Origin of the sequence: Marinifilum sp. RC60d5 (assembly GCF_052400665.1) — a bacterium.
Classification (GTDB): Bacteria; Bacteroidota; Bacteroidia; order Bacteroidales; family Marinifilaceae; genus JBQTGK01.
The window spans coordinates 233,723-260,018 of record NZ_JBQTGK010000004.1; the positions used below are offsets into that span (position 1 = coordinate 233,723).

Annotated in this window: 15 protein-coding genes; 5 read left to right on the forward strand and 10 right to left on the reverse strand. The window is 35.7% G+C overall.

Annotated elements, in window-relative coordinates:
• Positions 1-73: 73 nt before the first annotated feature.
• Positions 74-1,594 (reverse strand): alpha-L-fucosidase, encoded by a 1,521-nt coding sequence (locus ACT3CE_RS11115; RefSeq protein ID WP_444709850.1) that lies wholly within the window; start codon positions 1,592-1,594, stop codon positions 74-76.
• A 441-nt stretch (positions 1,595-2,035) separates the two neighbouring features.
• Here ACT3CE_RS11115 and ACT3CE_RS11120 point away from each other — a divergent pair, with 441 nt between their 5' ends.
• Positions 2,036-4,957, forward strand: a complete 2,922-nt coding sequence (locus tag ACT3CE_RS11120) for a glycoside hydrolase family 2 protein (protein ID WP_444709851.1) — start codon at positions 2,036-2,038, stop codon at positions 4,955-4,957.
• A 78-nt stretch (positions 4,958-5,035) separates the two neighbouring features.
• Here ACT3CE_RS11120 and ACT3CE_RS11125 read toward each other — a convergent pair whose 3' ends face one another.
• From ACT3CE_RS11125 to ACT3CE_RS11140, 4 genes are read right to left on the reverse strand one after another with little or no spacing between them, the layout of a single operon-like run.
• Entirely contained in the window at positions 5,036-6,466 is a 1,431-nt protein-coding gene (locus tag ACT3CE_RS11125; protein WP_444709852.1) for a sulfatase family protein, read from the reverse strand.
• 8 nt (positions 6,467-6,474) lie between these two features.
• The gene (locus tag ACT3CE_RS11130; protein WP_444709853.1) at positions 6,475-7,581 is read right to left on the reverse strand and encodes a glycoside hydrolase family protein; all 1,107 of its coding nucleotides are present in this window, start codon (positions 7,579-7,581) and stop codon (positions 6,475-6,477) included.
• A gap of 27 nt (positions 7,582-7,608) precedes the next feature.
• Positions 7,609-8,862, reverse strand: a complete 1,254-nt coding sequence (locus tag ACT3CE_RS11135) for a glycoside hydrolase family 117 protein (RefSeq protein ID WP_444709854.1) — start codon at positions 8,860-8,862, stop codon at positions 7,609-7,611.
• A 3-nt stretch (positions 8,863-8,865) separates the two neighbouring features.
• Positions 8,866-10,683: an FAD-dependent oxidoreductase gene (locus tag ACT3CE_RS11140; protein WP_444709855.1), complete on the reverse strand. Its 1,818-nt coding sequence runs from the start codon at positions 10,681-10,683 to the stop codon at positions 8,866-8,868.
• Positions 10,684-10,890: 207 nt separating this feature from the next.
• Between ACT3CE_RS11140 and ACT3CE_RS11145 the strand changes: the two genes are divergently transcribed.
• Entirely contained in the window at positions 10,891-12,081 is a 1,191-nt protein-coding gene (locus ACT3CE_RS11145; protein WP_444709856.1) for a hypothetical protein, read from the forward strand.
• Positions 12,082-12,150: 69 nt separating this feature from the next.
• On the opposite strand, the gene ACT3CE_RS11150 is transcribed toward ACT3CE_RS11145, so the two are convergent.
• The 5 genes from ACT3CE_RS11150 to ACT3CE_RS11170 form a co-directional block, all read right to left on the reverse strand.
• Positions 12,151-13,977 carry a hypothetical protein gene (locus ACT3CE_RS11150; protein WP_444709857.1) on the reverse strand — a complete coding sequence of 609 codons (1,827 nt, stop codon included), beginning with the start codon at positions 13,975-13,977 and terminating at the stop codon, positions 12,151-12,153.
• A 12-nt stretch (positions 13,978-13,989) separates the two neighbouring features.
• Positions 13,990-16,440, reverse strand: coding sequence for a glycoside hydrolase family 2 TIM barrel-domain containing protein (locus tag ACT3CE_RS11155; RefSeq protein ID WP_444709858.1), 2,451 nt, complete (start codon positions 16,438-16,440; stop codon positions 13,990-13,992).
• A 127-nt stretch (positions 16,441-16,567) separates the two neighbouring features.
• Positions 16,568-18,427, reverse strand: coding sequence for a sulfatase family protein (locus ACT3CE_RS11160; RefSeq protein WP_444709859.1), 1,860 nt, complete (start codon positions 18,425-18,427; stop codon positions 16,568-16,570).
• Between the two features lie 17 nt (positions 18,428-18,444).
• Positions 18,445-19,962, reverse strand: coding sequence for a sulfatase family protein (locus ACT3CE_RS11165; protein WP_444709860.1), 1,518 nt, complete (start codon positions 19,960-19,962; stop codon positions 18,445-18,447).
• Positions 19,963-20,081: 119 nt separating this feature from the next.
• Positions 20,082-21,479 (reverse strand): sulfatase family protein, encoded by a 1,398-nt coding sequence (locus ACT3CE_RS11170; protein WP_444709861.1) that lies wholly within the window; start codon positions 21,477-21,479, stop codon positions 20,082-20,084.
• Between the two features lie 509 nt (positions 21,480-21,988).
• Here ACT3CE_RS11170 and ACT3CE_RS11175 point away from each other — a divergent pair.
• The 3 genes from ACT3CE_RS11175 to ACT3CE_RS11185 all read left to right on the forward strand — a co-directional run bounded on the left by ACT3CE_RS11175 (position 21,989) and on the right by ACT3CE_RS11185 (position 26,256).
• On the forward strand, positions 21,989-23,608 hold the full coding sequence (locus ACT3CE_RS11175; RefSeq protein WP_444709862.1) for a sulfatase family protein: 1,620 nt from the start codon (positions 21,989-21,991) through the stop codon (positions 23,606-23,608).
• Between the two features lie 305 nt (positions 23,609-23,913).
• Positions 23,914-25,419, forward strand: a complete 1,506-nt coding sequence (locus ACT3CE_RS11180; protein ID WP_444709863.1) for an alpha-L-fucosidase — start codon at positions 23,914-23,916, stop codon at positions 25,417-25,419.
• Between the two features lie 375 nt (positions 25,420-25,794).
• Entirely contained in the window at positions 25,795-26,256 is a 462-nt protein-coding gene (locus ACT3CE_RS11185; RefSeq protein WP_444709864.1) for a hypothetical protein, read from the forward strand.
• Positions 26,257-26,296: the final 40 nt, after the last annotated feature.

Consider the following 26,296-nt stretch of genomic DNA (forward strand, 5'->3'; position numbering starts at 1 on the left):
TAAAAAAACAGGGGGGTATTACAAAAAGAAGGGATCCTCAATCTTTCGATAACTTTCTTCCTGATTTTTTTGTTTAGTTTTTCAATTCAATTTTGTAGACGAGAGCAGCATCTGCTTCTGCAGGTTTTTGCTTGGGAGATGTAATTCTTAAGCCTTGTTTTGTTCTTTTCCAAGAGATCTTTTCATTGCTTCCTAATACTGAAATTGATTTTATTTTTAAGTGTTTTGCTTTGTCGGCAAAGGTGGTTAGTAGTTTCTCTTGGCTTGCTCCTGGCCATCCCAATTGAATAGCATAAATTGTTTTCCCATTTTGAGTAAAGCGAACATCCTCAGCATTCAAGTTATTTAATCCTTTTTTGATTCCTCCATATTCATTCCAGGCATCTTCCGGATCACGCTTTAATTCCGTTGTTCCTTCTCCATATGCCACAAACGGTCTTGTGTTGTAAATGGCTTCACCGTACAATTTCATCCAAGCACCAATGCCTTCCATCGCCTTTACTTGCTCTAGAGGAATGGTTCCGTCGGCCATAGGGCCAGCAGATAAAAGCATAATTCCATTTTTACTCACTACTTCGGCTAACATACGAATCGCCTTAGCAGGTTGTATCGCAGTCCGTTTGGTTTTATCGTAACACCATGCACTACCTAAAATAAAATCAGTAATCCAAACATTAGGCGTTATGTCTTCCATCGTAGCGCGTTCCACATTCACAACTGCTAATTTGGTAGGGAAAAAGTCCCCCTTGGTGTTTACTACGACTTCTTTATTTTCTTCTGCAGCTTTGTTAAAATAATTGCTTAAAAATTGTTGGCGGTGCTGCTCATCAATAAAGCGTTGACCAAAGTCCATCCAAATATAGTCGGGGCAATGTGCATCAATTACCTCATTTAGTTTGTTTAACCACAAATCTTGAGCTTCGGCATAATCCATATTGCAATATAATTTGCGATATTTCTCATCTTGTGGCACTTCACAATTGTCGTAAGTCAAATTGTACTTACTCACTGGTCGTAAAAAGGAGTTTTCAGGTTTTACGTAAAACATATTGTGGAATCCATGATGGAAAGTGGCCATGAATTTTAAGTCACGTTTTTTTGTTTCTTCTGCAATTGCTTTTACAACATCGATATGAGGTCCCATACTTGCAGAGTTCCACTCGTTTACTTTACTGTTCCACAATGAAAAACCATCGTGATGTTCTGCAATGGAACCAATGAATTTTGCTCCCATTCCTTCAAATAGGTCCACCCATTCTTTTGCATCGAATTTAGGTGCTTTCCACATGGGAATGAAATCATGATAATCAAAATCTTCACCATAAGTAGCTCTGTGTTCTTCATAGATTTCACTTCCCCAAAGATTTTCACGATCAGGCACATACATCCAACGGGGATACCATTCGCCACCTTTTGCTGGAACAGAATAAACACCCCAATGAAAGTAAATGCCCAATTTAGCATTAGCAAACCATTCGGGCACAGCTTTGTGTGTTTTTAGGCTTTCCCATTCAGGAGTGTATTTTTCTTGTGCATTACTTATTTTTAAGGCGAAAATAAGTGCAAAAATGAAGGCGTATTTAATGAGTTTCATAAGGTATTCGGTTTTTATTTTAAGCTTAGGATAAATGTAGAGAATAGGCATCGTATGCATCTAAACAATTTATCGCTCTAATAGGGGGGGTATTTGGTTTGTAAAAGTGAAATGTTTTTTTGCAATTGAAAATTCTAAGATTAGAAAACTTTCTCTGTAAAGTGGGTTTTGTCAATATGTATAATAGTTAGGTGTTTGCACGTGATAAAAACTTTATAAAATATTTCTAAGTCAATTTTAGTGAATCTTTTTGAGCTTAAAGGATATGTTTGTTTTGTCATCAATGAATTTTGCGTTTAGCTTAGAATTTAAGTTATCCTTTAACAAGCTTTTAAAGAATTTCTTATTTCTCCCTTCTATTGGCTTTATATTTTTCCTTTTAAACTGCCCTAAATGCAGTAATATTATGATTCTATAATAAACTATAATTAGTATATCGTAATGAGAAAATTAAATCTATTATTAAGCTTCTTAATTCTTCATACTTGTTTATTCGCAAGTGCAAAAGAATTACCTTATGGTTATCCCGATTCCAATAGAAGTAAGATCTGTATTAATACAGGATGGAAATTCCATTTGGGAAATGCCGATGGGAAGTATTTTGAAGCAACATTTGATGATGAAAGTTGGGAAATGGTGAGCGTTCCACATACGCTTAAGCCGACATCTTTGACACTTGACTTTTGTAAAGATGGTAAAGATCAACCAACTTTTCAACGTAATGTAGGATGGTATCGCAAAAGCTTATCAGTAACAAAAGATCCCAATAAAAAAGTTTTTCTTGAATTCGAAGGGGCACATCAGGTTACCGATTTGTGGGTGAACGGAAAGCATGTAGGACAATTTGCTGTTACTGGCTATTCTCCTTTTCATTTCGATATCTCAGATTTTGTTAATAGAGGAGCTAATAATCAGATTACTTTGATGGTGGATAACCGAAGAAATGATGCGATACCTCCAGATCCTGGACCTTTCGACTATGTGAAATTTAGTGGTTTGTATCGTGATGTTTATTTGGTTGAGACGGATCCTGTACATATTACTTATAACTATGAAGCTTTAAAAGCGGGAATAACGATTACTACACCTACTGTTGATCCTGTAAATATGAATGCTACGATCAATATAAAAACAGTAGTTCGTAACGAATATTCAGAGCTTAAAAAATGTAAGGTCATTAATAGAGTAATTGATGCGAATCATTTGGTTGTGCTTAAGTTGGTTTCAGAGCAAGAAATAAAGCCAGGAGAAGATTTTGAATTTAACCAAATTGGTGGAATAGAGGATGATTTGCACTTGTGGGATGTTGAAAATCCATATTTGTATCGTGTAAATACAGAGGTTTTGATTGATGGACAGAGTGTTGATTGTTTGGAAAATAAGTTAGGAATTAGAACATTTCGATTGGATAATGAATTGGGTTTTATGCTCAATGGAAAGCCAATTGATTTGATTGGTTTTAACCGTCATCAGCATTACGCTTATATTGGAGATGCGCTTCCAAATTCTCTTCATTACAAAGATATGCTTCAGTTTAAGCAATTGGGATTTAATGTGGTTCGAACTGCTCATTATCCTCACGATAATGCGTTAATGGATGCTTGCGATGAGTTGGGGATTTTAGTGTACGAAGAGGCACCAACTTGGACTACGATTTCTAAGAATCCGAAGTGGTGGGATAATTTCGAAAAGGCAGCCAGAATCATGGTTCGAAATCACAGAAATCATCCTTCCATTGTAATTTGGGGTGCTGGTGTTAACCATAGAGGATATGTGCCACGTGCGCATTATACAATAAAACAAGAAGATCCGATTCGTTTAACAGCTTCGCAAGGCGCTCGTTGGACAGGTTGGCAAACTTCTGGATTAACGGATATCAACGCAAATATGTTGTATGGTCCATTTATTTGGGATCGATCGGAACCCATGTTCGCAATGGAAGGACATTCGGGACCAGTAGAAGTAGCGACTCATAAACGAGATCCAAAAATGGTAGGGATTATTTCTTGGACTGCTCATGCTTATTATACTTTTCATCCTACACATCCGAAGTACAAAAGTATGAAGGATAGAACTAGAAGTGGTGCAATGACTATTTTTCGTCAGCCTAAAAAAGGCTTACTTTGGTATCCTTCCGAAATGAGGAAAGAGCCGTATTTGCATATAGAAGAAGATTGGAAAGCAAATACAAATGCACTAAATATTTATAGTAATGCTGATGAGGTAGAGCTTTTTGTGAATGGAAAATCAATTGCTAAACAAAAGCCAATGTCTGATTCTATTTATGTAGGTTTGGATCATCCTCCTTTCTTGTTTACAGTTAATAAGTTTGAAGCAGGAGAATTAAAAGCAATAGGTTATAAAGGTGGAAAAGAATATGTTTCGAAAATAATTCGAACACCGGAAAAATCTAAAAGTCTTAGAATTGTATTGGATACGGTAGGACGTAAGTTTGAAGCTGATGGGTCGGATATTTTAGTGGCTTATGCACAAGTTGTAGATAAAAATGGAACTTTAGTTCGAGATTCGGTAGGAGAAGTTAGCTTTTCTATTTCTGGACCTGCGAGTATTTATGGTGATAAGGCTGGAATTAATGCCAATCCAATGTTCATTGAGACAGGAGAAGCACCAGTTTTAATTCAAGCGGGAACTACTCCTGGACAAATTAAACTGACAGCGAAAAGCAAAGGTTTAAAATCTGCAAGTGTCACATTTAATTCCGTAGGCAAAGAAAACGATCTAGTTTTAGCAAATGCAAAACCGATTTACGATTTTGAAAAAATTCGTGTAGATATGGGAGCTCCCGATCAATTGGTTCAATTTGGATGGACAGAATGGAGTGCTGAAGATAACAAACCATCTTCTAAAAAACTTGATATTTTAGGAGGTGTAGAAGCTAAGGTATATGCTAATTCTACTGATGGTGTTCTTCGTTGGTTGGGCGAAATGAATGTAATTGGAAAGTATGGTTTTGCTTATGGAGAGGGAGTTATTGGCTTGGATAAAAATGGCATGACACTTGAGTTTGCGAAGCTACCAAAAGGAACTTACAAATTAACTTCCTGGCATCATGCACCCAGAACCAATACCGATTTAATGGATACGAATGTGGCCAAGCTTAAGAGTTTGAGGATTCATCTTTTACCTTATGCGAAAGAAATTAGTATATCTGTAAACGATACAGAATTGTCTAAGGTGAAAGTGACAGAAGGTAAGGAGATGCAATTCGAACCAGTTTCAACTGCTGAAACAGTATTTTATTCCGATGGGTTAAATCCTGTAAAAGTTGTATTTAAAGATGCTAAAACAAACAAAGGTGTTTGGTTAAATGCATTTGAATTAAGCGAGTGGTTTTCTAAATAGACAGTAAACTAAAAAGGAAAGGCATTTACCATTAGATTTTTCAAACGGTAAATGCCTTTTCTTTAAATTGGATTTTTGTTATTTCAATAATAAATTTTCCCAATATTTCAGTAAATCTTCATTACTGATGTTTTCATCCAAATTTCTTTTTTCAATGGCTTTTTTGAAATACAAAGCAGATGATTCCTTCGCTTGTTGAATGGTTTCATCTGATTCAGGAATCATATTTCTTTCAAATTCCTTCATGTTATTCGAAAGCTTTTTAAAGAGCTTCTTCTTTACGGATTTATAACTTTTATTACTTGCCAAATTATTCAATTCCATAGGGTCTTTTTCCAGATCAAATAGTTCAATTTTAGGTCGAGTAGGAGCCATAAATTTTTTGTAAGGATCGTCTAATTTTCCTTCCTTATAAAGTTGATGATACAAGGCAAAAGCTGGATATTGAAGCTTTTTGTAACTGCTCAATTGCATCCAAGGAGTATTTGGCATTCGATTCCAAATTAGTTTAAACTTGCCATCGCAAATGCTTCGAATGTTATCGGCAGCATCACCAGTTCTTTGTCTAAAAGCATAAATATATTCTCGTTTTTCAGCTTTCTCTCCCAAAAATACTTGACCATTCATATAATCAGGCACAGAAATCCCCGCTAGATTAAGAGAAGTGGCTGCTACATCAACCAAGCTTACCAGTTGATCATCAACTTGATTGGCTTTTATTTTATTTGGATAACGAATGATTAGAGGGATTTTGATACCACCTTCGTATAAAAATTGCTTGTCGCGTAAATGAGGTCGACCATGATCTCCAAAAACAATTACAATTGTATTATCTGCTAAGCCTTCGTCTTCCAATCGTTTCAAAATTTCACCTACGTAATGATCACAATGTTGCACACTTTCCAAGTACCAAGCCCAATCTGCTTTTAGTAAAGGATGGTTTGGGTAACACTTAGGTAGACTTTTTACTGTTTTTGGATCAATAGGGTTTTCAGCATCATGATGAAATGTACGATGAGGGTCGCCAATTTGTACCTGAGCAAAAAAAGGCTGACCTTCGGCTCTTTGTTTCCAATCTGTTCCATCGTAATTTACTTTATCTAAAAAGTTATAATCTTTTTTTCCGTTTTGTTTCATGTTCTTGGCACTACCATTGGAGCAGAAATAACCAGCTTTCTGAAAATATTCAACAATGTTTGGTATACCATCGGGTAAATTAGTCCTATTAATGGTTCTGTGATCCTGACAATTTACTGCAGTCGGGTACATTCCTGTAATCATGGAAGAGCGACTCGCCGAACAAACCGAAGCATTGGAATAGGCGTTGGTGAACCTGGTTCCTTGGGTTGCCAATAGGTCCATATTGGGCGTTTTAACATCAGGATTACCATAACAAGAAAGTTCTGCACCCAAATCATCACCATTAATCCATACAATATTTGGACGTTCTTGTGCATTCAGAAAGAGGCTATTAAAAACGATTGATAGTGTGAGTATAAATTTATTCATTGGTTTTACTATTTGTTGTATTCTTTAGTGATTATCAAAGGAATTTGTAGATTAAATGATTGTCTTACGTGATTTTCATCATAGGTGTCAGCTGCACAAGTAAGTGCAATTGGAATTCCATTTTCGACTAAAACCTGAGGACGTTCCAAATGATCGAATTGCTGAGTACTTCCATCTTCCCAAGTAATATTACGATCGGAAATTTCAAAGTTCTTGGCTTTATGCCAATCAATTCCATCCAATGAATCGTAATGAACCAGAGAAAATACACGTTTTTTACCTTTTTGTTTGATGTATTTTACGATGGCACGATATCTTCCTTCTGCATACCAGATATATGGATCTTCAGCAGGAAAACGAACACCTTCTTCTAAGAATATAGGATTGGGATATTTTTTAAACGGACCTGTTGGAGAATCAGCAATTGCAACCATATGAACAACAGGTCCACCTTGTGGCAAAGGGAATTTTCTACCTACTGCTTTGTATACCATCAAGATTTTTCCATCTGCCATTTGACAAACCGAAGGATTGGAAGTCATTAAAGCATCATGTGCAGTAGAATCTTTGTGATTAATATCCAAAACAGGTTGGTCGAAACGTTTCCAGGGACCATTCGGATCATCAGCCACAGCTACACCAATTCTTTGATTGTTGCGGTGCATCCAATTAATCTTTGCTTTTCCAGGTACACTAACAATTTTTTTATCGCCAATATTTCCCATATAATACAAGTAGTATTTGCCATTAAATTGATGTACCGTTGGGTTATGTGTACACGATCCGTCCCAATATTCAGTTCCTCGATCTGGCAAGGCAATATTCTTATGCTTGTATGGGCCAAAAGGCGATTCTGAAACAGCATGCGCGATTACTGAATAGTTTACCCATTCCCAACCAATTTGTTTTGGCCATCGTGAGTATAACATATGATACAAACCATCTTTGCCTTTTACAACAGAACCTCCCCAATGACTGATGCTATCGCCACCAGTAAAGATGGAGTTCTTGGATACCTTTCCAAATTCAATTTTATAATCTGGATTTAGCTTTTTTTCTTGTATGCAGGCAATTATTGAGCTTGCTATGAGTGCTATAAGGATCAATTTTTTCATGATGAATTACTTTGTCTCTAGTCGTGTTTAATTTGACTTTAAAATTCTTTCTTTTTGCTTTTTGTTCAACCCTTGATTAAAATAGACATCTAAATTGTGTCGAACACCTGTTTCTTTCATAACTGGATCATCTACATCAAGACTTAAATCACAATCGAAACGAGCCAAAATAGAATGTTGGTTTTTGCGATTTTGACCAGCATTTACAAAGTGAGATAGCCCCCAGGTAATTCCACGTCCGTTTTTGGCATCTGTAAAAGCATCGGGTACAAATGGACCGGGAGCAATTGGGACCAATTCACAAATGGAAGCAATTTCAAAATTCACCCAATCTTTAGCATATTGAATGGTAAAGTGTTCTGTGCCATCTTTCACTGTTATTGCCGCAACTCCTTCTTTAAAAGGAAATAGACTGACTTCATGTCCTGAGCTTGTTAGTGGATTTAGTGGGTGTTTTTCGAAAGGGCCTAAAGGATTATCTGAAGTTACCAGACCTCCGCCAACCCAAACAGGATTAGGACGATTAAAAGCTGATTTGTAATAAATGTAGATTTTACCATCATGAACCAAAGGATATGGATCGTGAATGGCATACTGATCCCATGCACCTTCGGGGCCATTTTCAATTACAATTTTACCAACTGGGGTCCATGGTCCATTTGGCGAATCAGCATAAGAAGCGGTAACTGGGCAGTAATCTCCACGCTTGCCACTAGCCTCCATAAATCCCTGATAATACAAATAATATTTTCCTTTCCATTTAAGAATATCGGTAGTGGTAACTGCTCGCCAGCCAACTTCGGGTTTTGGTGGGCGTGGAACAGCAACTCCTTGTTCTTTCCAAGTAAATCCATCTTTGCTTGTTGCGTACCAAATTTCAGATAAATCCCAATCTGTTGAAGGAATGGTATCATTGCTTTGTTCTGCATTTTTAGCTCCAACAGGAGTCGTGGATGTTTCTCGTTTTGTATACCAAACGTAATATTTTCCATTTTCAAAAATCACTTTGGAAGGATCGCGACGAGAAATAGTGCCATCGTGTCCGTTATAATCAAAACCTTTTAGTTCGGTGTATTTAAATTGAGAATAGAGTTCATTGTTTCTCGGATGAATAGAACTATAGTTTTTAAAACTACGTTTCATTGCTGTGCTCATTTCACGATTGGCTGTTTGGGCCGTGATGGTGTATGGAAAAGAACTATTCTTGGAATCTTTATTGTCTTTTTGAGAATTGCAGGCAATAAAGGAACAAATCAATAATAGATACAGTAGGTTTTTCATAGATTATTCTCCTCTTAAAATACTTTTAAGTTCTTCTAAATGTTTTTCGTAAACACCTCTTGGATTCGTTTGATGCTTAATAGCCAAGCTAGCTGCATAACCAACCACTTCGCCCATAAGGCCGGTGGTTCGCATTACACGGGTTGAGCCAAATCCAACATGCGTTGTGCTAATGTCTCTTCCTGCCATAAACAAGTTATTAATATTTCGAGAATACAAACAACGATATGGTACATGAGCTGGTTTTACTCTTTTATGAACTGCTTTTGAAAGGAATTCCTGTCCTTCAAAGTGCTTGCTATTTTCGTCTTGTGGATAGTGTAGGTCTATTGACCAGGTTGTAGGTATAAATGCATCTGTTTGTCTTTCATAGGTATGATCTCTGTCCATTTCAGAGAAAATGTAATCACCCATTAATCGGCGAGATTCTCTTTTTCCACCAATATATCCTACCCAATCGAGTTTATAATGGCTGTATTTTTCTTTTAGATTATTTTTTAAATACGACCAGTTGCCATAAATAGCTCTAAAATTATGATCGCGAATTTCCTCTGCTTCACTTAGTGCATCAAAGTTATCGAAACCGGTTTCCCAAAACCATTCTGATGTTGGACCATCTAAAAAATAATCTTCCGTAAAGTGAAGAGCCCAGGGAGTTTTTGGGAAACTTGAAGCTTCTTCGAATTTTGAGGCATGCCACATGTTTGAAGTTCCCAAACAAAATGTATCTGCCTTATCTACAGCAAGAGGTTCTTTTGTTTCAGCTTTACTTTCTCTTCCATATCTGTAATCGGCACCAGCTTTAAAACCAATGGTACCATCACCGGTACAATCAACAAAAAAACGTCCTTCAAATTTTATTTCCTGATTGGTTGAGATGTGGCGCGCAATTACAGCTTTAATTTTTGTTCCTTCCATTTCAACATCATAGGCATGCATATTTAAATACAAGTCGATGTTTTTCTCGAACTTAATTACACTTTCTTTTCGTTTATCTCCGTATTTTTTACCGTCGATATTCGCATTATGAGGATCTCCATTATCCAATTCGCGCACGATTCTTCCTAAGGCAGGATAGTTATTGTCTCTATCGATATAACCCATTAAGTGAACACGAATTTCGGAACTATTATTACCACCAAGAACAGGGCGGTTTTGAATCAAAGCAACTTTTAAACCACTGCGAGATGCTGTAATTGCAGAACAGAGTCCGGCCATTCCGCCACCAACAACTACTAAATCGTATTTGCCTTTTGTCTCAGGAGTATCTGTTAACCCAAGTAATTTTTTACGCCAGGGATTCATGGCCTCTAAATCGTTAGGAGGAACATCTCTTTTGCTAGATGAAAAATAAATTGCATCGCATCGTCCTGCAAATCCAGTAAGATCTTTAAGAACTACTTTTACATCAGCAGGTTCTTTTATCGTAACAGAGCCACCTTTGTACCATTTCCAGCCTTTTTCGCCAGTAGCTCCAAATTCATTACTGTATTCATTGCCAATTTTCACTTTGAATTTTCCAGGTCCAATAGGATAGGGAGCCCAATCTTTAGTTCTAACCCAGATATAATATTTACCTTTTGAGGGAAATGTAATTTTAGTAGAAGCATTTTTTACGGCTTCTCCCATGCCATGAGCCAGAAGATAGGAAGAGCCCATAATATCAAAATACTGCTGATCGACTTTCCATCCTCCTTTATTGTTAAAAGATTCGGCTTCGATTAAAAGTTTGTTTTGTGCATGTGAAATTCCAGTCACAGAAATAATAAACTGCAACAGAATACTTGCGATGCTTAGTTTTATTAGATTGCTTTTTTTCATTTGGTAAATTCTTATATTTTTGGATTATTTTGTTTATCTAAACGTCTTCTAAGCTTAAAATTATAGAATAGTGGTAAATTATTTCGATCTTAGCTTATTCAATGGTGATTCAAAAGAATGAACAAGTTATTGTCTTGATTATCAGCATGTGTTTTATTTTAGTTAATTTCTCTTTTATTGTATAATCAGAACCAGTCATATAAAAAATTGAAACGTTTTGTCGAGCAAAAGTTCGCCAAAGGGAAAAGTAAATCCTGGAAAAATAGAGATTACGAGGATTTGAGTTTTGTAATTCATCAGGAAACAAAAATCTTAATTAGTGTAGCTACCTTAAAACGATTTTTCGGTAAGGTGAAAACTGCTGATGATTATTCGCCACAGAAAAGTACGGTGGATGCTTTATCGGGTTATGCTAATTATCAGGAGGATAAAAAATCAACAGTTTTTAGCTATAAATTAGGCATTCTAGTTATGTTATGTCTTTTTGCTATTGCAAGTATAACTTGGTTACTCACGAATAAGAATACTTCAGAAAAATCAGAATTGATTGATAAATGCCGATTGAAACTGATAAAACAGGAGGGAAGATGTCCTGGTACAGCATTTTTTGAGTTTTCGATTCCTACTACAAAGGAGAATATTTTTCTAAATTTTGGTGATGGATCAAAAAGATATTCAGTAAGAAAGGAGAGGAAACATGCTCATTTTTACGAATATCCAGGAAATTTTAATGCTTATCTTCAATCAGGAAAATCCGTTGTGTCTGATACTATTGGTATTTTTATTCCGACCAACGATTGGCAGGTATTTGCACATTATTTTAAACCCGATTTAATTGATCGATACTATCCGGTACCCATTCACAAAAATGTTAGTGATGGTATTTTTCATGCTTCACCGAAAAGTATAGGGTCTCTTGGGATTGATACGAGTGAAATAGTGGTTGTTCGTATAGATCATTTTGCAAAAACGGAATTCTCGGGTGATTCATTCAAATATAAAGCTCGTTTTAAAAACAGTTCCTATTGGCCGGCAGTTCGTTGCTATTCTACAAATCTAGTTGTTGAGGGAACAGAAGGAACAATTCAATTTAAATTTGTTGCAGAAGGCTGTAGTCGGTTTAGTTTTTACGAGCTAAGCGAAAAGTTAGTGAATGGCGACAATTCCGATTTGAGTGCTTTTGTAGTGGATCATAATGATTGGGTTGATGCAGAGATTATCAATAAAGATAGAAATGTGATTGTGAAAAGTAATGGAAAGGTTATGTTTTCAGGAAGCTACACGAAGTCGATTGGTAAGCTTGTTGGTACTTCCGTACTATTTCATGGCAGTGGTTCTGTGGATTACATCCAATTGAAATCAGAAAATAATGATTGCATATTTGAGAATGATTTCTGATATCAATAAAAAACGAGCCTTACAACCCAAAGGTTGAAAGACTCATATTTGCTATCTTTTTGTAGCGATCTATTTATTCAAAACACTCAATTTAACAGAACTAACTCTTCCTCCATTTTCATCGAAGGTTAATTCAATAGAATTATTTTCTTTAATAATTTCACGCGGAATATTTACCTCAATAACACCAAAGAAGCCTGTTTTACTTCTGTCGGATTGATCGTAACCTTTCCAATCTGTAGGGAAATCAATTTTTTGTCCATTAAAGACTAAATCCGCTTTAAGCGATTGATCTAATTGACGAGCAATACCCAGTTTTAAACTTGCTCTTTCCACATTGGTTTTCACCTCATTAATCTCAAAAGTAATAGGCTTTTTATCTTTAATTGGTTTTAGGTACTCGCTAGCATAATAGTTGGTAAGTTGTAATTTCTTATTCTGATTGATTTTATTTTTAAAGGTATACTCCAAAATCACAGCTTCATCTTTTCTTAATACTAGTTTCTTTGTCGCAATTGATACAGATTTTGTTTCAAGATTTGGCTTATCATTAGCAAAAAATAACCTTCTGATTATTAATGACTTTACCTTAGGTAGGTTTTTGAGGTTCAGATCTACTTTACTTTCGTGATGTTCCAAATTGCTTAAGGCAATATATGCTTTTTCATTATCAACAAAAGCATGAGTCAGTATGTCAGGATCGGTAGATTGAATATCTGTATAATTGCCTTTTACACCTTGCCAGAATTCGTAGAATTTAATCAAATGTGTCCATTCATATTTGCCATTTACTTTTTTTAGAATTACCCAAGGATATGGATGGTTTCCTGGAGTTTTAAACCATTTAGCTTTGCCAGTAATAAAGGAAACTACTTTTAGAATTTGATCGGGGCGATCCATAAACTGCATTATTTGATGGTTGTAGGATCTAATGTTTTTCCAATCGCGCAACTCGCTATAGGGAGCACCTTTCCAATCGGGTCTTGTCATGCCATGTTCCGAAAATACAATTGGTTTTGGCTGTCCCCATTTTATTGCTCCGTATGCATCAACTAAATCCATGATGGCTTCTGCGTTACTACCTGTCCGAAACGAATCGCCACCAGTAACATTTTTGCCATCATAAATATGATAGGATAAAAAATCCATTTCAGCACCTGCCACGTCCATGAATAATTTCATGCGTTCCTCCCAATGTCTAAAATCCCATAACTCGACAGATGGCCAAGCAGAAGAAAAACCACCAACCTTTAGTTCGGGCACTTCCTTGTGCAAGCCAATAGCCAGAGCTTTGTGAAAACGCGACATCTCAAGTCGAACATCTTTTGCTTTAGCTCCTTTTATATCTTTGGTATGAACAAATGGCTCATTTAACGGTTCGTAGTATTTAGGAAATGGAATTTCACCATCACCTTTACCGTACAGCTCTTTAAATTCAGTTACTACATAATCGACTTCTTTGGTGTAATCAGCATTAATTCCTTTCCATTCAAATCCATATCTACCATGTTTGCTGGTTGGATGTGAAGTATAGATAAGATCACGACTAAAATCGATAGGTGTATTGTTGAATTTCTGATAGTTATTTCGGGATTTTTCAATATTCTTCATGTGTTGTCCCTTGGACATTAAACCTTGAATGGATTTATTGCCAACTGTGGGAGCTCCAAATGTTCGACCGAATCCAACACCTAATTTTTTTAAATAGGCTAGTTCGTTCTTATCGAAGCTTTTTGCAGTAGCATGCATGTTAAAGAATTTACCCCGATCAAGATTGGTAATGTTCCCGTAACTTTTACTTGTGTTAAAATCAACAGTTATCTGAGATTGTCCCCAGGTAAATGTTGCGGTAAGTAAAATAAGTACGCTAGAGGTAATTAGTTTATGAATTTTCATATTAAAATGTTCTTATTTTGATGATAATGAGATTGTGGTAGCTTCTAATTGATGCGATTTTGCCGAAAATTTAATTTCTCCAGCTTTTTTGCTTGATTTAATAATTGCCAAACATTTACCGTTAAAAGCTTTTCTGTAATTGGACTGAAAGGATTCATGACTCATGTTATTTCCGTTTCCAACACCTGCAATTACAGCAGGACCATCAATCGAAAATTCAATTTTATTAGCTGCTTTCGGAACTACATTTCCATCTTTATCAACAATAGTACATTCCACATAAATTAAATCTTGACTGTTAGCAGTCATTTCAGTTTTACGTGTTGAAAGAAGAATTTTAGCAGGCGTTCCAGCAGTTTTCACAGATTTTTCAGCTATACTTTTTCCATTCGAATATGCAATGGCTTTCAACTCGCCGGGTTGGTAGGTAACTTCCCACGACTGATATTCCACACCCTTTGTGTTATTTTTCTGTTTTCCCAACGATTTTCCATCTTGGAATAACTCTACTTCTTCTCCATTTGTAAATGCATAAACAGTTACGGTTTTTCCTTCCTGTCCTTCTAAATTCCAATGTGGGAAAATATGAACCATTGGTTTGTCGCTCCATTGCGATTGGTAAAAGAAGAAACCATCTTTAGGGAATCCGCAAAGGTCGATTGGTGCAAAACTAGATGAACGTGCAGGCCAGCCAAATGGAATTACTTCTCCTAAATAATCAAAACCAGTCCAGATAAACTGTCCCATAATGTTTGAACGAGCTTTCACGGATCTCCAGGCTTCAATACCGCTTTCAGCTATTAACCCTCTTTTCTCAGTCCATTCAAAAGCTTCATCATGTTCATAGTTTAGAGCTTCCCACCATGTTTTTTTATCATCACCGTAAAGGTAGGTTGAACGTGGGTAAAAAGATTGTGCCGATTCACATTCGGTAACAATACCTAAAGCCTTTGGAAATAGCTCACGTTCTTTATCAAAACCTTCACTTTTAATGTAATTGTAGCCTTTAATATCGCTATACGAAACAGCCTCTTCGTTTGGCCATTTGTTCCAGCCATAACCATAAACACCATTGGTAACAGGTCTATAATCCAGATTGTGAACGATTGCAGAAAGTCGTTTTGAGATAGGAGCTCCTTCTTCATGCATCATTTGTTCAATTTCGTTTCCAATACTCCACATAATAACCGATGGATGATTGCGATCTCTTAATACAAAATCGGTTAAATCAATATCAGCCCATTTTTTAAATTTATCGGCATAGTATTGAACCGGAATTCTAATTTTCTTGCCATTTTGTGTTGTTGCAGGTGACTTTGGTATTTCCCATTCGTCGAACATTTCATTCATTACAAAAAAGCCCATGCTGTCGCAGATACTCATAAATTCCTCCGAAAAAGGATTGTGCGCAGTACGAACAGCATTGCATCCCATTTCTCGAAGTATTTCTAACTGGCGTTCAATTGTTCTTGCATAAACAGCAGCTCCTAAAGGACCTCCATCGTGATGCAAACAAACACCCTTTAGTTTGATGTTTTTGCCATTCAAAAAGAATCCATTGGTAGCATCAAATTCAATTTTTCGAATTCCAGTCTTATTGGTTTCAGAATAGATAATGGATCCAGCTTCGAGTAGTTCTGTTTTTATGGTGTATAAGTTTGGAGAATCAGGATTCCACAACAATGGATTTTTTACGTTAAGTTCTGATTTGCTGATTTTACTTTCGCCTGCTTGCAAGTTCTCTTGAGTTTCAATACTGCTTATTTTTTTTCCTTGTGCATCAATTGCGCTTTGTCGAACAATAATGCTCCTTATTTTATTGCAATCATTCTTTAGCTCAGTTTGAATCCTGATTTTTGCTTCTTTAGAGGAACAATCATTGGCAACAATATAATTTCCCCAAACAGGAACATACAGTTTATCTGTTGTAATTAAATGAACATGGCGGTAGATTCCAGTCCCAGTGTACCAGCGCGAACCTGGCTGAGCCGAATTGTCTAATTTTACAGTTAGCGTGTTGTTGCCATCAATTTTGATGTAAGGAGTCATGTCGTAATGAAAGGAAGCGTAACCAAGAGGACGGCTACCCAAAAATTGGCCATTAATCCAAACTTCGGAATTTCGATAAGCTCCTTCAAAATAAATAACAAACCTTTTGTCTTTCTGATTTTTATCAATTTTGAAAGTTTTGCGATAGGCACATTTACCGGCAGGCAACCAGGCTCCTCTCGAAAAAGAAGCATTTTCTTTACTAAACGGACCTTCAATACTCCAATCGTGAGGAAGATCTACATCTTGCCATTCTTGATCAATGAAATTAGGATTTTCAGCACCTGTGACTTCTCCTTTTGTAAATTTCCATCCAAAATCGAAAAGATCTTTGGAGTTGCTAGATTGATTTTCCTGGCAAGCAGCCAATAAAACAATTGTTAATAATAGAATGGAGGTTTTTAGTTTTTGCATTTTAGGTGGCTTTAAAAATCTTTTTTTAAGATCTTATTTTTTTATTGGGAAGATGTTTTCTAAGGTATAGAGTTGCATAAAAAAAGTAGCTTATTCATGAAAATGAATAAGCTACTTTCTATAGAATTTACTTAGCGTTTATATAGTCTAAACGTATTTTTACTAATTTGTTTTCCAAAATTACTTTCTGAATTTTATCCATTTTAAGATTGAAAGAATACTTGTGTTGTCCATCTTGTAACATGACTACAGAATTAAGAATAAGTAAGGCTTCAGCACTATCTGTAGATTCATAAAGAGCATTCGAAATTGCGGATACAGGATTTTCTATTTTAGTTAAACCTAAATATTCTGCAGCACGAACTCTATTGATCAATTCCGGGTCATTCTTCTGAATTTCTCTGGTCAAAGAGATTAGTTTAGAGTCCTCTTTCTGAAAACAACTACAAACAATTAATGCCCAGTATCTTTCCCAGGGATCGTTTGATTTGAGATAAGATTTTAGCTCACCCTCAACCGAGTCGAAACTAGCAAGAGATAAGTTTGCGATGTGAAGATATCCGTTTAGTTCTTTTTTGTGTGCTTGTCCAAAACTTGCAGGATCACCAATTGCATTTTTAAGAAGAAAATGTTCTGGGTAGAAAGATAGGTCAGGCATGCTGATTTCCCATTTTTCTAATTTGGATCTCATTTCCAGAAGTTTATCCTTAAGCTCAGGCTTTTTAGCTAAATTGTTTGTTTCGAAAGGATCTGTTTCAACATCGTACAATGCTTCGGCTTGTTTGGGCTTAAAAAATGCCGATTGTATCTCGTTCAATTGACCCGCTTCATACAAATCGCACCATTCTCTGTAGGCCATTTGCTTGTATCTGTAGTTGTTCATTAAACCATCGAAATTAAAAGGCTGGTAGTTTCTGATGTATTTGTATTTGCCTTTTCTAAACGCTCTAACCATGTCATACTTCTCGTCAAATCGATCAGCGTAAGAGTAGGTTTCATTTCTGGTTTCCAATTGTTTTTTGCTCACACCTTTACCCAAGAATGGTTTTCCGTCCATATTTTTTGGCACTTCAACACCTGCTAGGTTTAGAACTGTAGCACCAAAATCAACAAAGCTTACAAACCCATTGGTCATACTTCCTTTTTCTATGTCGATTAAGTGTCTGTAATTTTTAGGAATGTATACCACAAGAGGAACCTCTAAGCCAGTTTCGTATAAATAGCCTTTACTTCCAGGTAAAACTCCACCATGATCACCGTAGTAAAAGATGAATGTATCGTCAAGAAGGCTATCTTTCTTTAATTCATTGATGATATTGCCAACTTCCTGATCCATTTGTACGATTTTATCGCGATAGAATGCATTGGTATATTTAAAGAGATCTGTTTGAGGATGATTTGGTTGTATAAAGCAATCTTCTGGTTTACATTTTGTTTTGTGAGTACGATATTCTTCTTCGGTAAAGTGCAAGCACCCTTCATGAGTTGTCCCAAAATTTTGAACGTGGAAAAATGGTTGACCTTTTTTTCTATTTCTCCAGCTAGCTTTTTTCGAGGAGTTGTCCCAAACATTATCAGCTTTAATAATATTGTAATCTTCTTTAGCATTGTTTGTTGTGTAATAACCTGCTTTTCGAAGGTAAGCTGGAAACATTTCCATAGAATCCTGCAATTGAATGCATTCCATTTTACGGTGGTAGTGAGAAGCCAACCTAGGACCATAACAACTCGTAATAAGTGTTGATCGGGCAGCACTGCAAACAGCCGCATTTGAAAAGGCACGATTGAAAATAACGCCATCATTGGCCAAATTTTCAATGTTTGGAGTTTCAACTCCATTCTCATCAAACAAGCTCATGTAATGTTTAGAGTTGTCTTCAGATACGATCCAAACAATATTTGGAGGTGTTGTGGGTTTGTCCATACTGCACGAGCTCTGAAGAGCTATTAGTGCAAGAAGTCCGAGTGTAATAAATCGAAAGTTCATAGTATTGTTTTTGCATATTAATTTTTTCCAGTTACAATGCCATTTTTTCTAAGCGTATTGTATTTGGTAAACATTTTTTTAATTCTTTTTTGTTGATTTTCAGACTGAATCAAGTTGTTGGTTTGTTTCTCTTCAGGATCCTTGTTGAGGTTGTACAAAGCAATAGGTTTTCTTAATTGATTTGTTTTGTCTTTTTTATCAACTTGTATAATTAGTTTCCATCCATTTTCAATTAGAATCAATTCCTTCCCTGTTCCCCCTTGTAGCATTAAAAAAGCATGAGAATCGGCATTCTTTTTATTTTCAAGAATGGGTAGAAGATTGTAAGAATCCATAGCTTGATTATTTGCAATTTTTTGTCCGTTAATGGATGCTAGAGTTGCTAAAATATCTAAACCTAAAATGGGTTCACTAGTCGTTCTATTGCCTTCGATGGTTTTAGGCCAAGAAGCTATAAAAGGTACTCGGTGGCCTCCTTCAAAGGCAGAATTTTTACCGCCTCTGTAAATATCACTAGGTTGATGGCCCGATTTTAAAGTGTTTGGTTTAAGTAAGCCTCCATTATCTGATGTGAATATAAAAATGGTATTTTCATATATTCCATTGGCTTTTAACGCGTCTGTAAGCATTCCCATTTGTACATCAAGCTCCTTAATCATATCCATATGTTTCGATGGAGTAGTGCCAGCAATTTTAATTCCATTTAATTCTTTTGCAGGAGCGTGAGGAAGATGAACAGCCTGAGAACAGTAATACATGAAAAAAGGCTTTTTCTTATTGGAATGATTCTTAATGTAATCAACAGCTTTATTTGCTAGTAGTGGTCCCATATCGTGAGGATCCCAATTGGAATCTCCTAAGCCTTCTGACTTATCTAACTTAACTCCAATTTTATTCATGCTCTTTTGTGAGATATATTCTATTTTTGAATCTTCACTTAAAGGCATCCAATTTTCATTTTCGTAAACAGCATAGGGAACATCTTGAATTCCTGCAGGGAAAGTTATGCTATAGTCAAAACCTTGCTGTTTAGGACCATTTCCTGCTATTTTGGTGATGTCAACATCTACTTCAGGTTTATAGCGAGGACCTCTGTAAATAGTATTTTCATCATCTTTTCGAAGGTAATCTCCACCCAAATGCCATTTTCCAAAAAATGCTGTTGAATAGCCTGCTTGTTTCATTAGTTTTCCTAAAGTTAACTGATTGGCTTTTATTGGAGATTTTTCATAAGCACCCCAAACTCCCCATGGTTTTGGACTTCGGTAGCAAGAATTACCTGTCATGATGCCATAACGCGAAGGGGCACAAAGTGCAGCCGGAGAATGAGCATTGGTAAAAACAACACCTTGTTTGGCCAACTTATCTATGTTCGGTGTTTCAAGAATAATATTGTTCGAGTGCATGCGTCGATAGTGCGAAATGTCACCAACACCTAGATCATCGGCTAGTAGAACAATTACATTGGGTGGATTTGTAGCAAATACGGATACCACAAAAAGTAGGAATCCGATAGTCAGTAATTGTTTATTCATAGTAGTTTTGGTTTTTGGGTATGAATTTTTTAAAAAAGAGACTAAAAAATACAACAATAAATAAGTAGAAGGACTCTACTTATTTGTTGTTGTGTTTATCTTAAATGTGTAGACTTACTTTATTTACGTTCCCCTCTTGTGGCAGCATCAATATAGCTCTGACGTTTTTTCTCTTCTTTCGAAAGATTTTGAGCATGTGGATCTTGCCATAATGCAGGAACTGTTTCTTTGTTCCATTCTGCATATAGTCCTTTTAATTCTTCTAGTTTAGCAGGTAATTCGGCACTTAAATTGGTATGTTCATAAGGATCATTTTTTATGTCGAATAAAAAGAATTGTTTTTTGTATCCAGACATTACCATTTTATATTTTCCTTTACGAACAGCGTATCCAGCACCATCAGAATATCGCCAGAACAATACATTATGCGGTGCTTTTTTGTTTTTACCTTTGATATAAGGAAGAAGATCTACACCATCTAATTTTTCAGCATTTGGATGTTTAACTCCTGTTGCTGCCAGAATTGTTGGATATATATCCAAAGCAGAAATTGTTTTGTTGTATGTATTGTTTGGCTTGATCTTTCCTGGCCATGAAACAAGGAAAGGGATATGAATACCTCCTTCAAACAACATTCCTTTGTGTCCGCGGTAAGGTGCACTGCTAGCTCCTCCTAAATGGCCACCATTATCGCTGTAAAAGAAAATTAATGTGTTATCGTACTCACCTGTTTCCTTTAGTTTGGCAATTACTTTTCCAATTCCAGCATCCATACCTACAACCATTGCAGCATAAGCCGCACGTTTACCATCTTCAATATGTTTCACCTTATCGGTGTATTGTTTTGTTGCTTGAACAGGGGCGTGTGGGGCATTGTATGCCAGATACATAAAGAATGGCTTTTCTGCTTTGTTGTATTCGTCAATGTATTCAATAGCAGCATTTGTAAAATCGTCTGTTAGATAGGTTAATTCCGATCTTGGAACCACTTTTCCATCACGAAGAACTCCTGCCGAGGCTGGTTTTTTTCCAGTATCTCCCCAGTAGTTCATGCCACCACCCCAGAATCCAAACCAATCATCAAAACCTCTATTGTTAGGCCAAAATTGAATTGAATCACCAAGGTGCCATTTTCCGATAGCACAAGTTTGGTAGTCGTTTTTTTGCAACAATTCCGATAGCATTAATTCATTCAATGGAAGTCCATCATCTACTTTAGCATCGGTATAAGGCAAATTATTTTCGTGTCCAAATCGTTGTTGGTATCGTCCGGTTAATAAGCCAGCTCTACTTGGACTACAATAAGGATGAGATGCATATCCTTGAGTGAAAATTACACCACTATTTGCTAATTGATCTAAATTGGGTGTCGGAATATCCGTGCATCCATTAAAGCCAACGTCACCAAAACCTTGATCGTCAGAAAGAATAATTATTACATTGGGTTTTTCTTTTTTCTGAGAGATTCCTGAAAAAGTAAGAAGTGCTAGTGAGATAGCGAGCATTAATTTTTTCATATTTATTTTGTTTAGTTCATTTTATGATTTAAAACGATAGCGAAAAGTCTTAGGAATTCTGATAAATACAAAATTACGATATAAGTGGAGGAATCATGGGGTAGTTTTAGTGAGAAAGTAGGGGGATTTATTTAGAACTTTACATGAATCTTTACTTTTATACTTTATTAATAAGGTAAATGCAGAATTGACTCCATAAAAGGCTTTAATATTTTGATTACAACAGATCTGTCTTGCGCAGATACGATTTTTATGTTGTTATATTTTTGTTGAAAATATTTTGCGAGTTTGATTATTATCTGTTTTTTTTATTTTAAAACGATTTAACCCCCTTTTTATGAAATATTTTATTGACATTTTTTTGTTTCAGATCCTTTACTTTTAATGATTAATAAATCTGTAAAATTAAGATGGTTTTTTGATCATCGGAATATGGATTTATTGATAATGTTTAGTAGAATAAAAAAGAATTTATCTACTATACAGCAAACCTGAAAAGTAAAAATGTAATGAAAAGAAATCTAATTGGAATCTCATTGGCTGTTTTAAGCCTAATCTCGGTTTCCTGTTCGCAACCGGAAGTGAAGCAAAAACCAAACATTATTTACATCATGTCCGACGATCATACTACGCAAGGCATTGGTGTATATGGAAGTCGGTTGGCAGCTCTTAATCCAACACCAACAATTGATGCTTTTGCCGAGGAAGGAATTGTTTTTGACAATTGCTACGTAACAAATGCTATTTGTACGCCAAGTAGAGCATGTATTATTTCTGGTCAGTATAATAATGTAAATGGAGTTCTTGATTTGGAAGGTAAAATTGGCAATAAACAATACTTACCTCAGGAAATGAAAAAATTAGGCTATCAAACTGCTATGATCGGTAAATGGCATTTGCACGATGAGCCATCTTCATTTGATTACTATAAAGTGCTTGTTGGTCATGGTGGTCAGGGAGAGTATTTTAATCCTGGATTTATTGAGACAGGAATGAAATATGAATTTCCAGCGACTAAGAAAACAAAAGTGATAAAAACAGAAGGTCACAGTACAGATGTGATTACAGATATTACATTAGATTGGTTGAAAAACAGAGATAAGACAAAGCCATTTTTTTTAATGCATCATTACAAAGCACCACACGATTTGTTTGAATTTGCTCCTCGATATAAAGATTATTTGAAAGATACTTTTATTCCCGAACCTGCAAGTTTGTATGATAATAAAAACAATGGTTCTGTAGGAACTAAAGGTTATAATGATGAATTGATTCATATAATAGGATCGTCTGTTTCGCATCGTAATACCATTCGAAATATGGGTATGCACATGGGCATCGATCAGAATATTCCTGATCCAGAATATACAAAATTGGCTTATCAGGAATATATTAAGCGTTATTTACGTTGTGTAAAAGGTGTAGATGATAACCTAGCTCGTTTATTCGATTATTTGAAGAAAGAAGGCTTGTGGGAAAATACTATTATTGTTTACACAGGCGATCAGGGATTTATGTTAGGAGAGCACGATTATATCGATAAACGTTGGATGTATGAAGAATCGATGAGAATGCCATTTATCGTTCATTATCCGGAAATGATTAAAGCTGAACAAAGAACAGATGCTCTTATTAATAATACTGATTTTGCACCTACTTTAATTGAATTGGCAGGTGGAAAAACACCGGAATATATGCAGGGAAAAAGTTTCAAATCTATTTTAGAAACAGGAAAAGAACCAGAGAATTGGCGCGATGCTACTTATTACAGATATTGGATGCACATGGCTCACCGTCATGCAAATCCAGCTCATTTTGGAATTAGAACGAAAGATTACAAATTGATTTTCTTTTACGGTAGATATTGGGTAGATACCGATAATCCAGATGCTGAGTGGAACAAGAAATCTTGGGGAAATGATTTTACTCGTCACACACCTCCGGCATGGGAATTATATGACCTTAAAAAAGACCCTAAAGAAATGAATAATGTATATGACGATCCAAAATATACAGAGGTTAAAAAAATGATGAAAGAGAAGTTGAAAAAAGAACGTGAAGCTATTGGAGATACGGATGAAAATTATCCTCATATTAAAAAGATTGTTGATGAGTATTGGGATAAATAGTCGGATTATTATAAAATTAGTTTAAATAGAAATAAAGGCATCAATATTATTGAAGCCTTTATTTTTGGAATAAATTTTTAAGTGATTAATTGACGGGATTTTATCAAGTTGTGTCGGATTTGTTTAAAGCTATTTGTGGGTTATGGAGTACATTTGTAATGTGATAAATATAGAAATAGAATCAATATAAAAATAGAGAGATGATATTTTAATAAATAATGTCTGTCAACTAATATAAAGTGTTAAATTAACAGAATAGCTTGGCATTTAATCAATTTAAAACTCAAAATAAATTACTATAACTAATGAAAAACTATCTATTAATTCTTTTTGCTGTAGCATTGTTTTCGTGCAATTCGAAACCTAAGAAAGCAAAAACGGAAAAGTCAGTCATAAAAACTGAATATACTGCAGATTGGGAATCCTTAAAGCAATATAAAGTGCCAGAGTGGTGGTTAAACACTAAATTTGGTATCTATTTTCATTGGGGGCCTTATTCTGTACCTGCTCATGAGACGGAATGGTATGCTATGTGGATGTACAAAGAGGGACATAAAATACGTAAATATCATGAAGAGAAATATGGCAACTTAAAAGATTTTGGCTATAAGGATTTTATTCCAATGTTTACTGCTGAAAAGTTTGATGCAGACAAATGGGCTAAACTATTTAAAGATGCTGGTGCCCAATTTGCTGGGCCGGTTGCCGAGCATGCCGATGGTTTTGCCATGTGGGATAGTGAATTGACTAAATGGGATGCCAAGGATATGGGTCCTAAACGTGATATTGTTGGCGAAATGGCTAAAGCAGTTCGTAAGCAGAATATGAAGTTTATTGCTACTTATCACCGTCACTGGTTATATGCCTGGTACCCAACTTGGGATAAAAATACCGATGCCAGTAATCCAGAATATGCTGGACTTTACGGTCCTTATGTTCCCGAAGGTTCGTTTGTGATGGCTACAGGCGATTATCCAAATCCTCCTAAAAAAGAATTTCATGAGGAGTGGTTGAATCGTTTAAATGAATTAATGGATAAATATCAACCAGACATTATCTGGTTCGATAATAAAATGGATATTATTGAAGAAGCCTATCGCAAACAATTTTTAGCGAATTACTACAATAAAGCCCAAGATTGGGGACGAGAAGTAGTGTGTACTTACAAATTTCACGATATGGCCGAAGGAACGGCTGTACTAGATTTGGAACGTTCTCGAATGAAAGAGAAAAAAGATTTTCCTTGGTTAACCGATGATTCAATTGATTGGAAAGCCTGGTGTAATATTTCTGATCCTAAATACAAGTCAACCAATCGATTAATTGACTTTTTAGTTGATGTAGTGAGTAAAAATGGAGCCGTTTTATTGAATGTGACACCACAGGCCGATGGAGTGATGCCCGAAGGTGTTAAAACTCGTTTGTTGGAAATGGGGCAATGGTTAAAAGCGAATGGTGAGGCCATTTATGATACTCGTCCGTGGAAAGTTTATGGAGAAGGTCCTCAGGAAATTAAAGAAGGACATTTAAGTGAGGATAAGAATAAAGATGCTGTTGCTGAAGATATTCGTTTCTCTACTAAGGATGGAAACTTATATGCAATTGCTTTGGATTGGCCAAAAGATAACATGATGATTCATAGCTTAGCTAAAAAAGAAAACCTACTGAGTAAAGAGATTAAAAAGGTAAGTATGCTAGCTACTGGTGAAGAATTAAAATGGGAATTAACTAAAAATGGATTATCGGTTGAATTACCAAAAGAAAAACCAGGTGATTTTGCTTATGCGATTAAGATCGAATTGAAAAAATAGAATTTTTTTTTGATGGATATTATAACCTGTTGAGATTCAATCTCAGCAGGTTTTTTTATTGAATATATCCCTATAAATCTATTTTTTCATTACAAGAGAATCGTAACTCATATTTTATTTTTTAGTGTTTGGGCTATTTTCTAGCTGTCAGGACACTAATAAATTCGCTAGAACAAATAGTGATTTTAATTTCGATTGGAAATTCAATCTAGGTGATATCGAAAATGCTTGCCATATCAAATTTGAAGATTCTTAGTGGCAATCTGTTTGTTTGGTTCACGATTTGAGTGTAGAACATTTTATTAATCAAGAAAATACAGGTTGAGTAACAGTATTCATCAAGAGAAAATCGAGTTGTTTTTATATGATAAATAGATGGGCATTCAATCTTTAGTGGTTAATGAGAATCATATCATAAAGTTTATGATTCCTTATGAGGCAGGAAAATTGACAGCTAAAGCTGTTGGAGAAGGAGAGACTTATAGTTTGCAGACAACCAAGGATGTTCGAGAGCTAATGCTAGTAGCCGATCAAAAAGAGATAAAAGCAAATGCTTATGATATAATTCATTATACCCTGCAGTTGGCTGATGAAAATGGAGTTCCTGTTAAAAATCAGGAAATGCAAGTTGAGTTTGAAATTACGGGTCCTGCACGTTTGTTAGGTGTTGACAATGGTTCACCGTCTAGTGTTCAAGATTATCAAAGCAATACAATTACAACTTCTAATGGCAAATGCCTGTTAATATTGCAATCAACCTTCGAAAAAGGACTAATTAAAGTAAAAGCAAAGGCAAAAGAGTTGAGAAGTGAAGAGCTTGAACTTGTTGTAAAATAGACGAGTAGAAGGCTTGTTTCGGAGTCTCGTTTCTTCTTTT

Excerpts from the sequence above, each read along its gene's own strand:
- ACT3CE_RS11115 (WP_444709850.1), bottom strand. The coding sequence starts at position 1,594 with ATGAAACTCATTAAATACGCCTTCATTTTTGCACTTATTTTCGCCTTA.
- ACT3CE_RS11120 (WP_444709851.1), top strand. The coding sequence starts at position 2,036 with ATGAGAAAATTAAATCTATTATTAAGCTTCTTAATTCTTCATACTTGT.
- ACT3CE_RS11125 (WP_444709852.1), bottom strand. The coding sequence starts at position 6,466 with ATGAATAAATTTATACTCACACTATCAATCGTTTTTAATAGCCTCTTT.
- ACT3CE_RS11130 (WP_444709853.1), bottom strand. The coding sequence starts at position 7,581 with ATGAAAAAATTGATCCTTATAGCACTCATAGCAAGCTCAATAATTGCC.
- ACT3CE_RS11135 (WP_444709854.1), bottom strand. The coding sequence starts at position 8,862 with ATGAAAAACCTACTGTATCTATTATTGATTTGTTCCTTTATTGCCTGC.
- ACT3CE_RS11140 (WP_444709855.1), bottom strand. The coding sequence starts at position 10,683 with ATGAAAAAAAGCAATCTAATAAAACTAAGCATCGCAAGTATTCTGTTG.
- ACT3CE_RS11150 (WP_444709857.1), bottom strand. The coding sequence starts at position 13,977 with ATGAAAATTCATAAACTAATTACCTCTAGCGTACTTATTTTACTTACC.
- ACT3CE_RS11155 (WP_444709858.1), bottom strand. The coding sequence starts at position 16,440 with ATGCAAAAACTAAAAACCTCCATTCTATTATTAACAATTGTTTTATTG.
- ACT3CE_RS11160 (WP_444709859.1), bottom strand. The coding sequence starts at position 18,427 with ATGAACTTTCGATTTATTACACTCGGACTTCTTGCACTAATAGCTCTT.
- ACT3CE_RS11165 (WP_444709860.1), bottom strand. The coding sequence starts at position 19,962 with ATGAATAAACAATTACTGACTATCGGATTCCTACTTTTTGTGGTATCC.
- ACT3CE_RS11170 (WP_444709861.1), bottom strand. The coding sequence starts at position 21,479 with ATGAAAAAATTAATGCTCGCTATCTCACTAGCACTTCTTACTTTTTCA.
- ACT3CE_RS11175 (WP_444709862.1), top strand. The coding sequence starts at position 21,989 with ATGAAAAGAAATCTAATTGGAATCTCATTGGCTGTTTTAAGCCTAATC.
- ACT3CE_RS11180 (WP_444709863.1), top strand. The coding sequence starts at position 23,914 with ATGAAAAACTATCTATTAATTCTTTTTGCTGTAGCATTGTTTTCGTGC.
- ACT3CE_RS11185 (WP_444709864.1), top strand. The coding sequence starts at position 25,795 with ATGGGCATTCAATCTTTAGTGGTTAATGAGAATCATATCATAAAGTTT.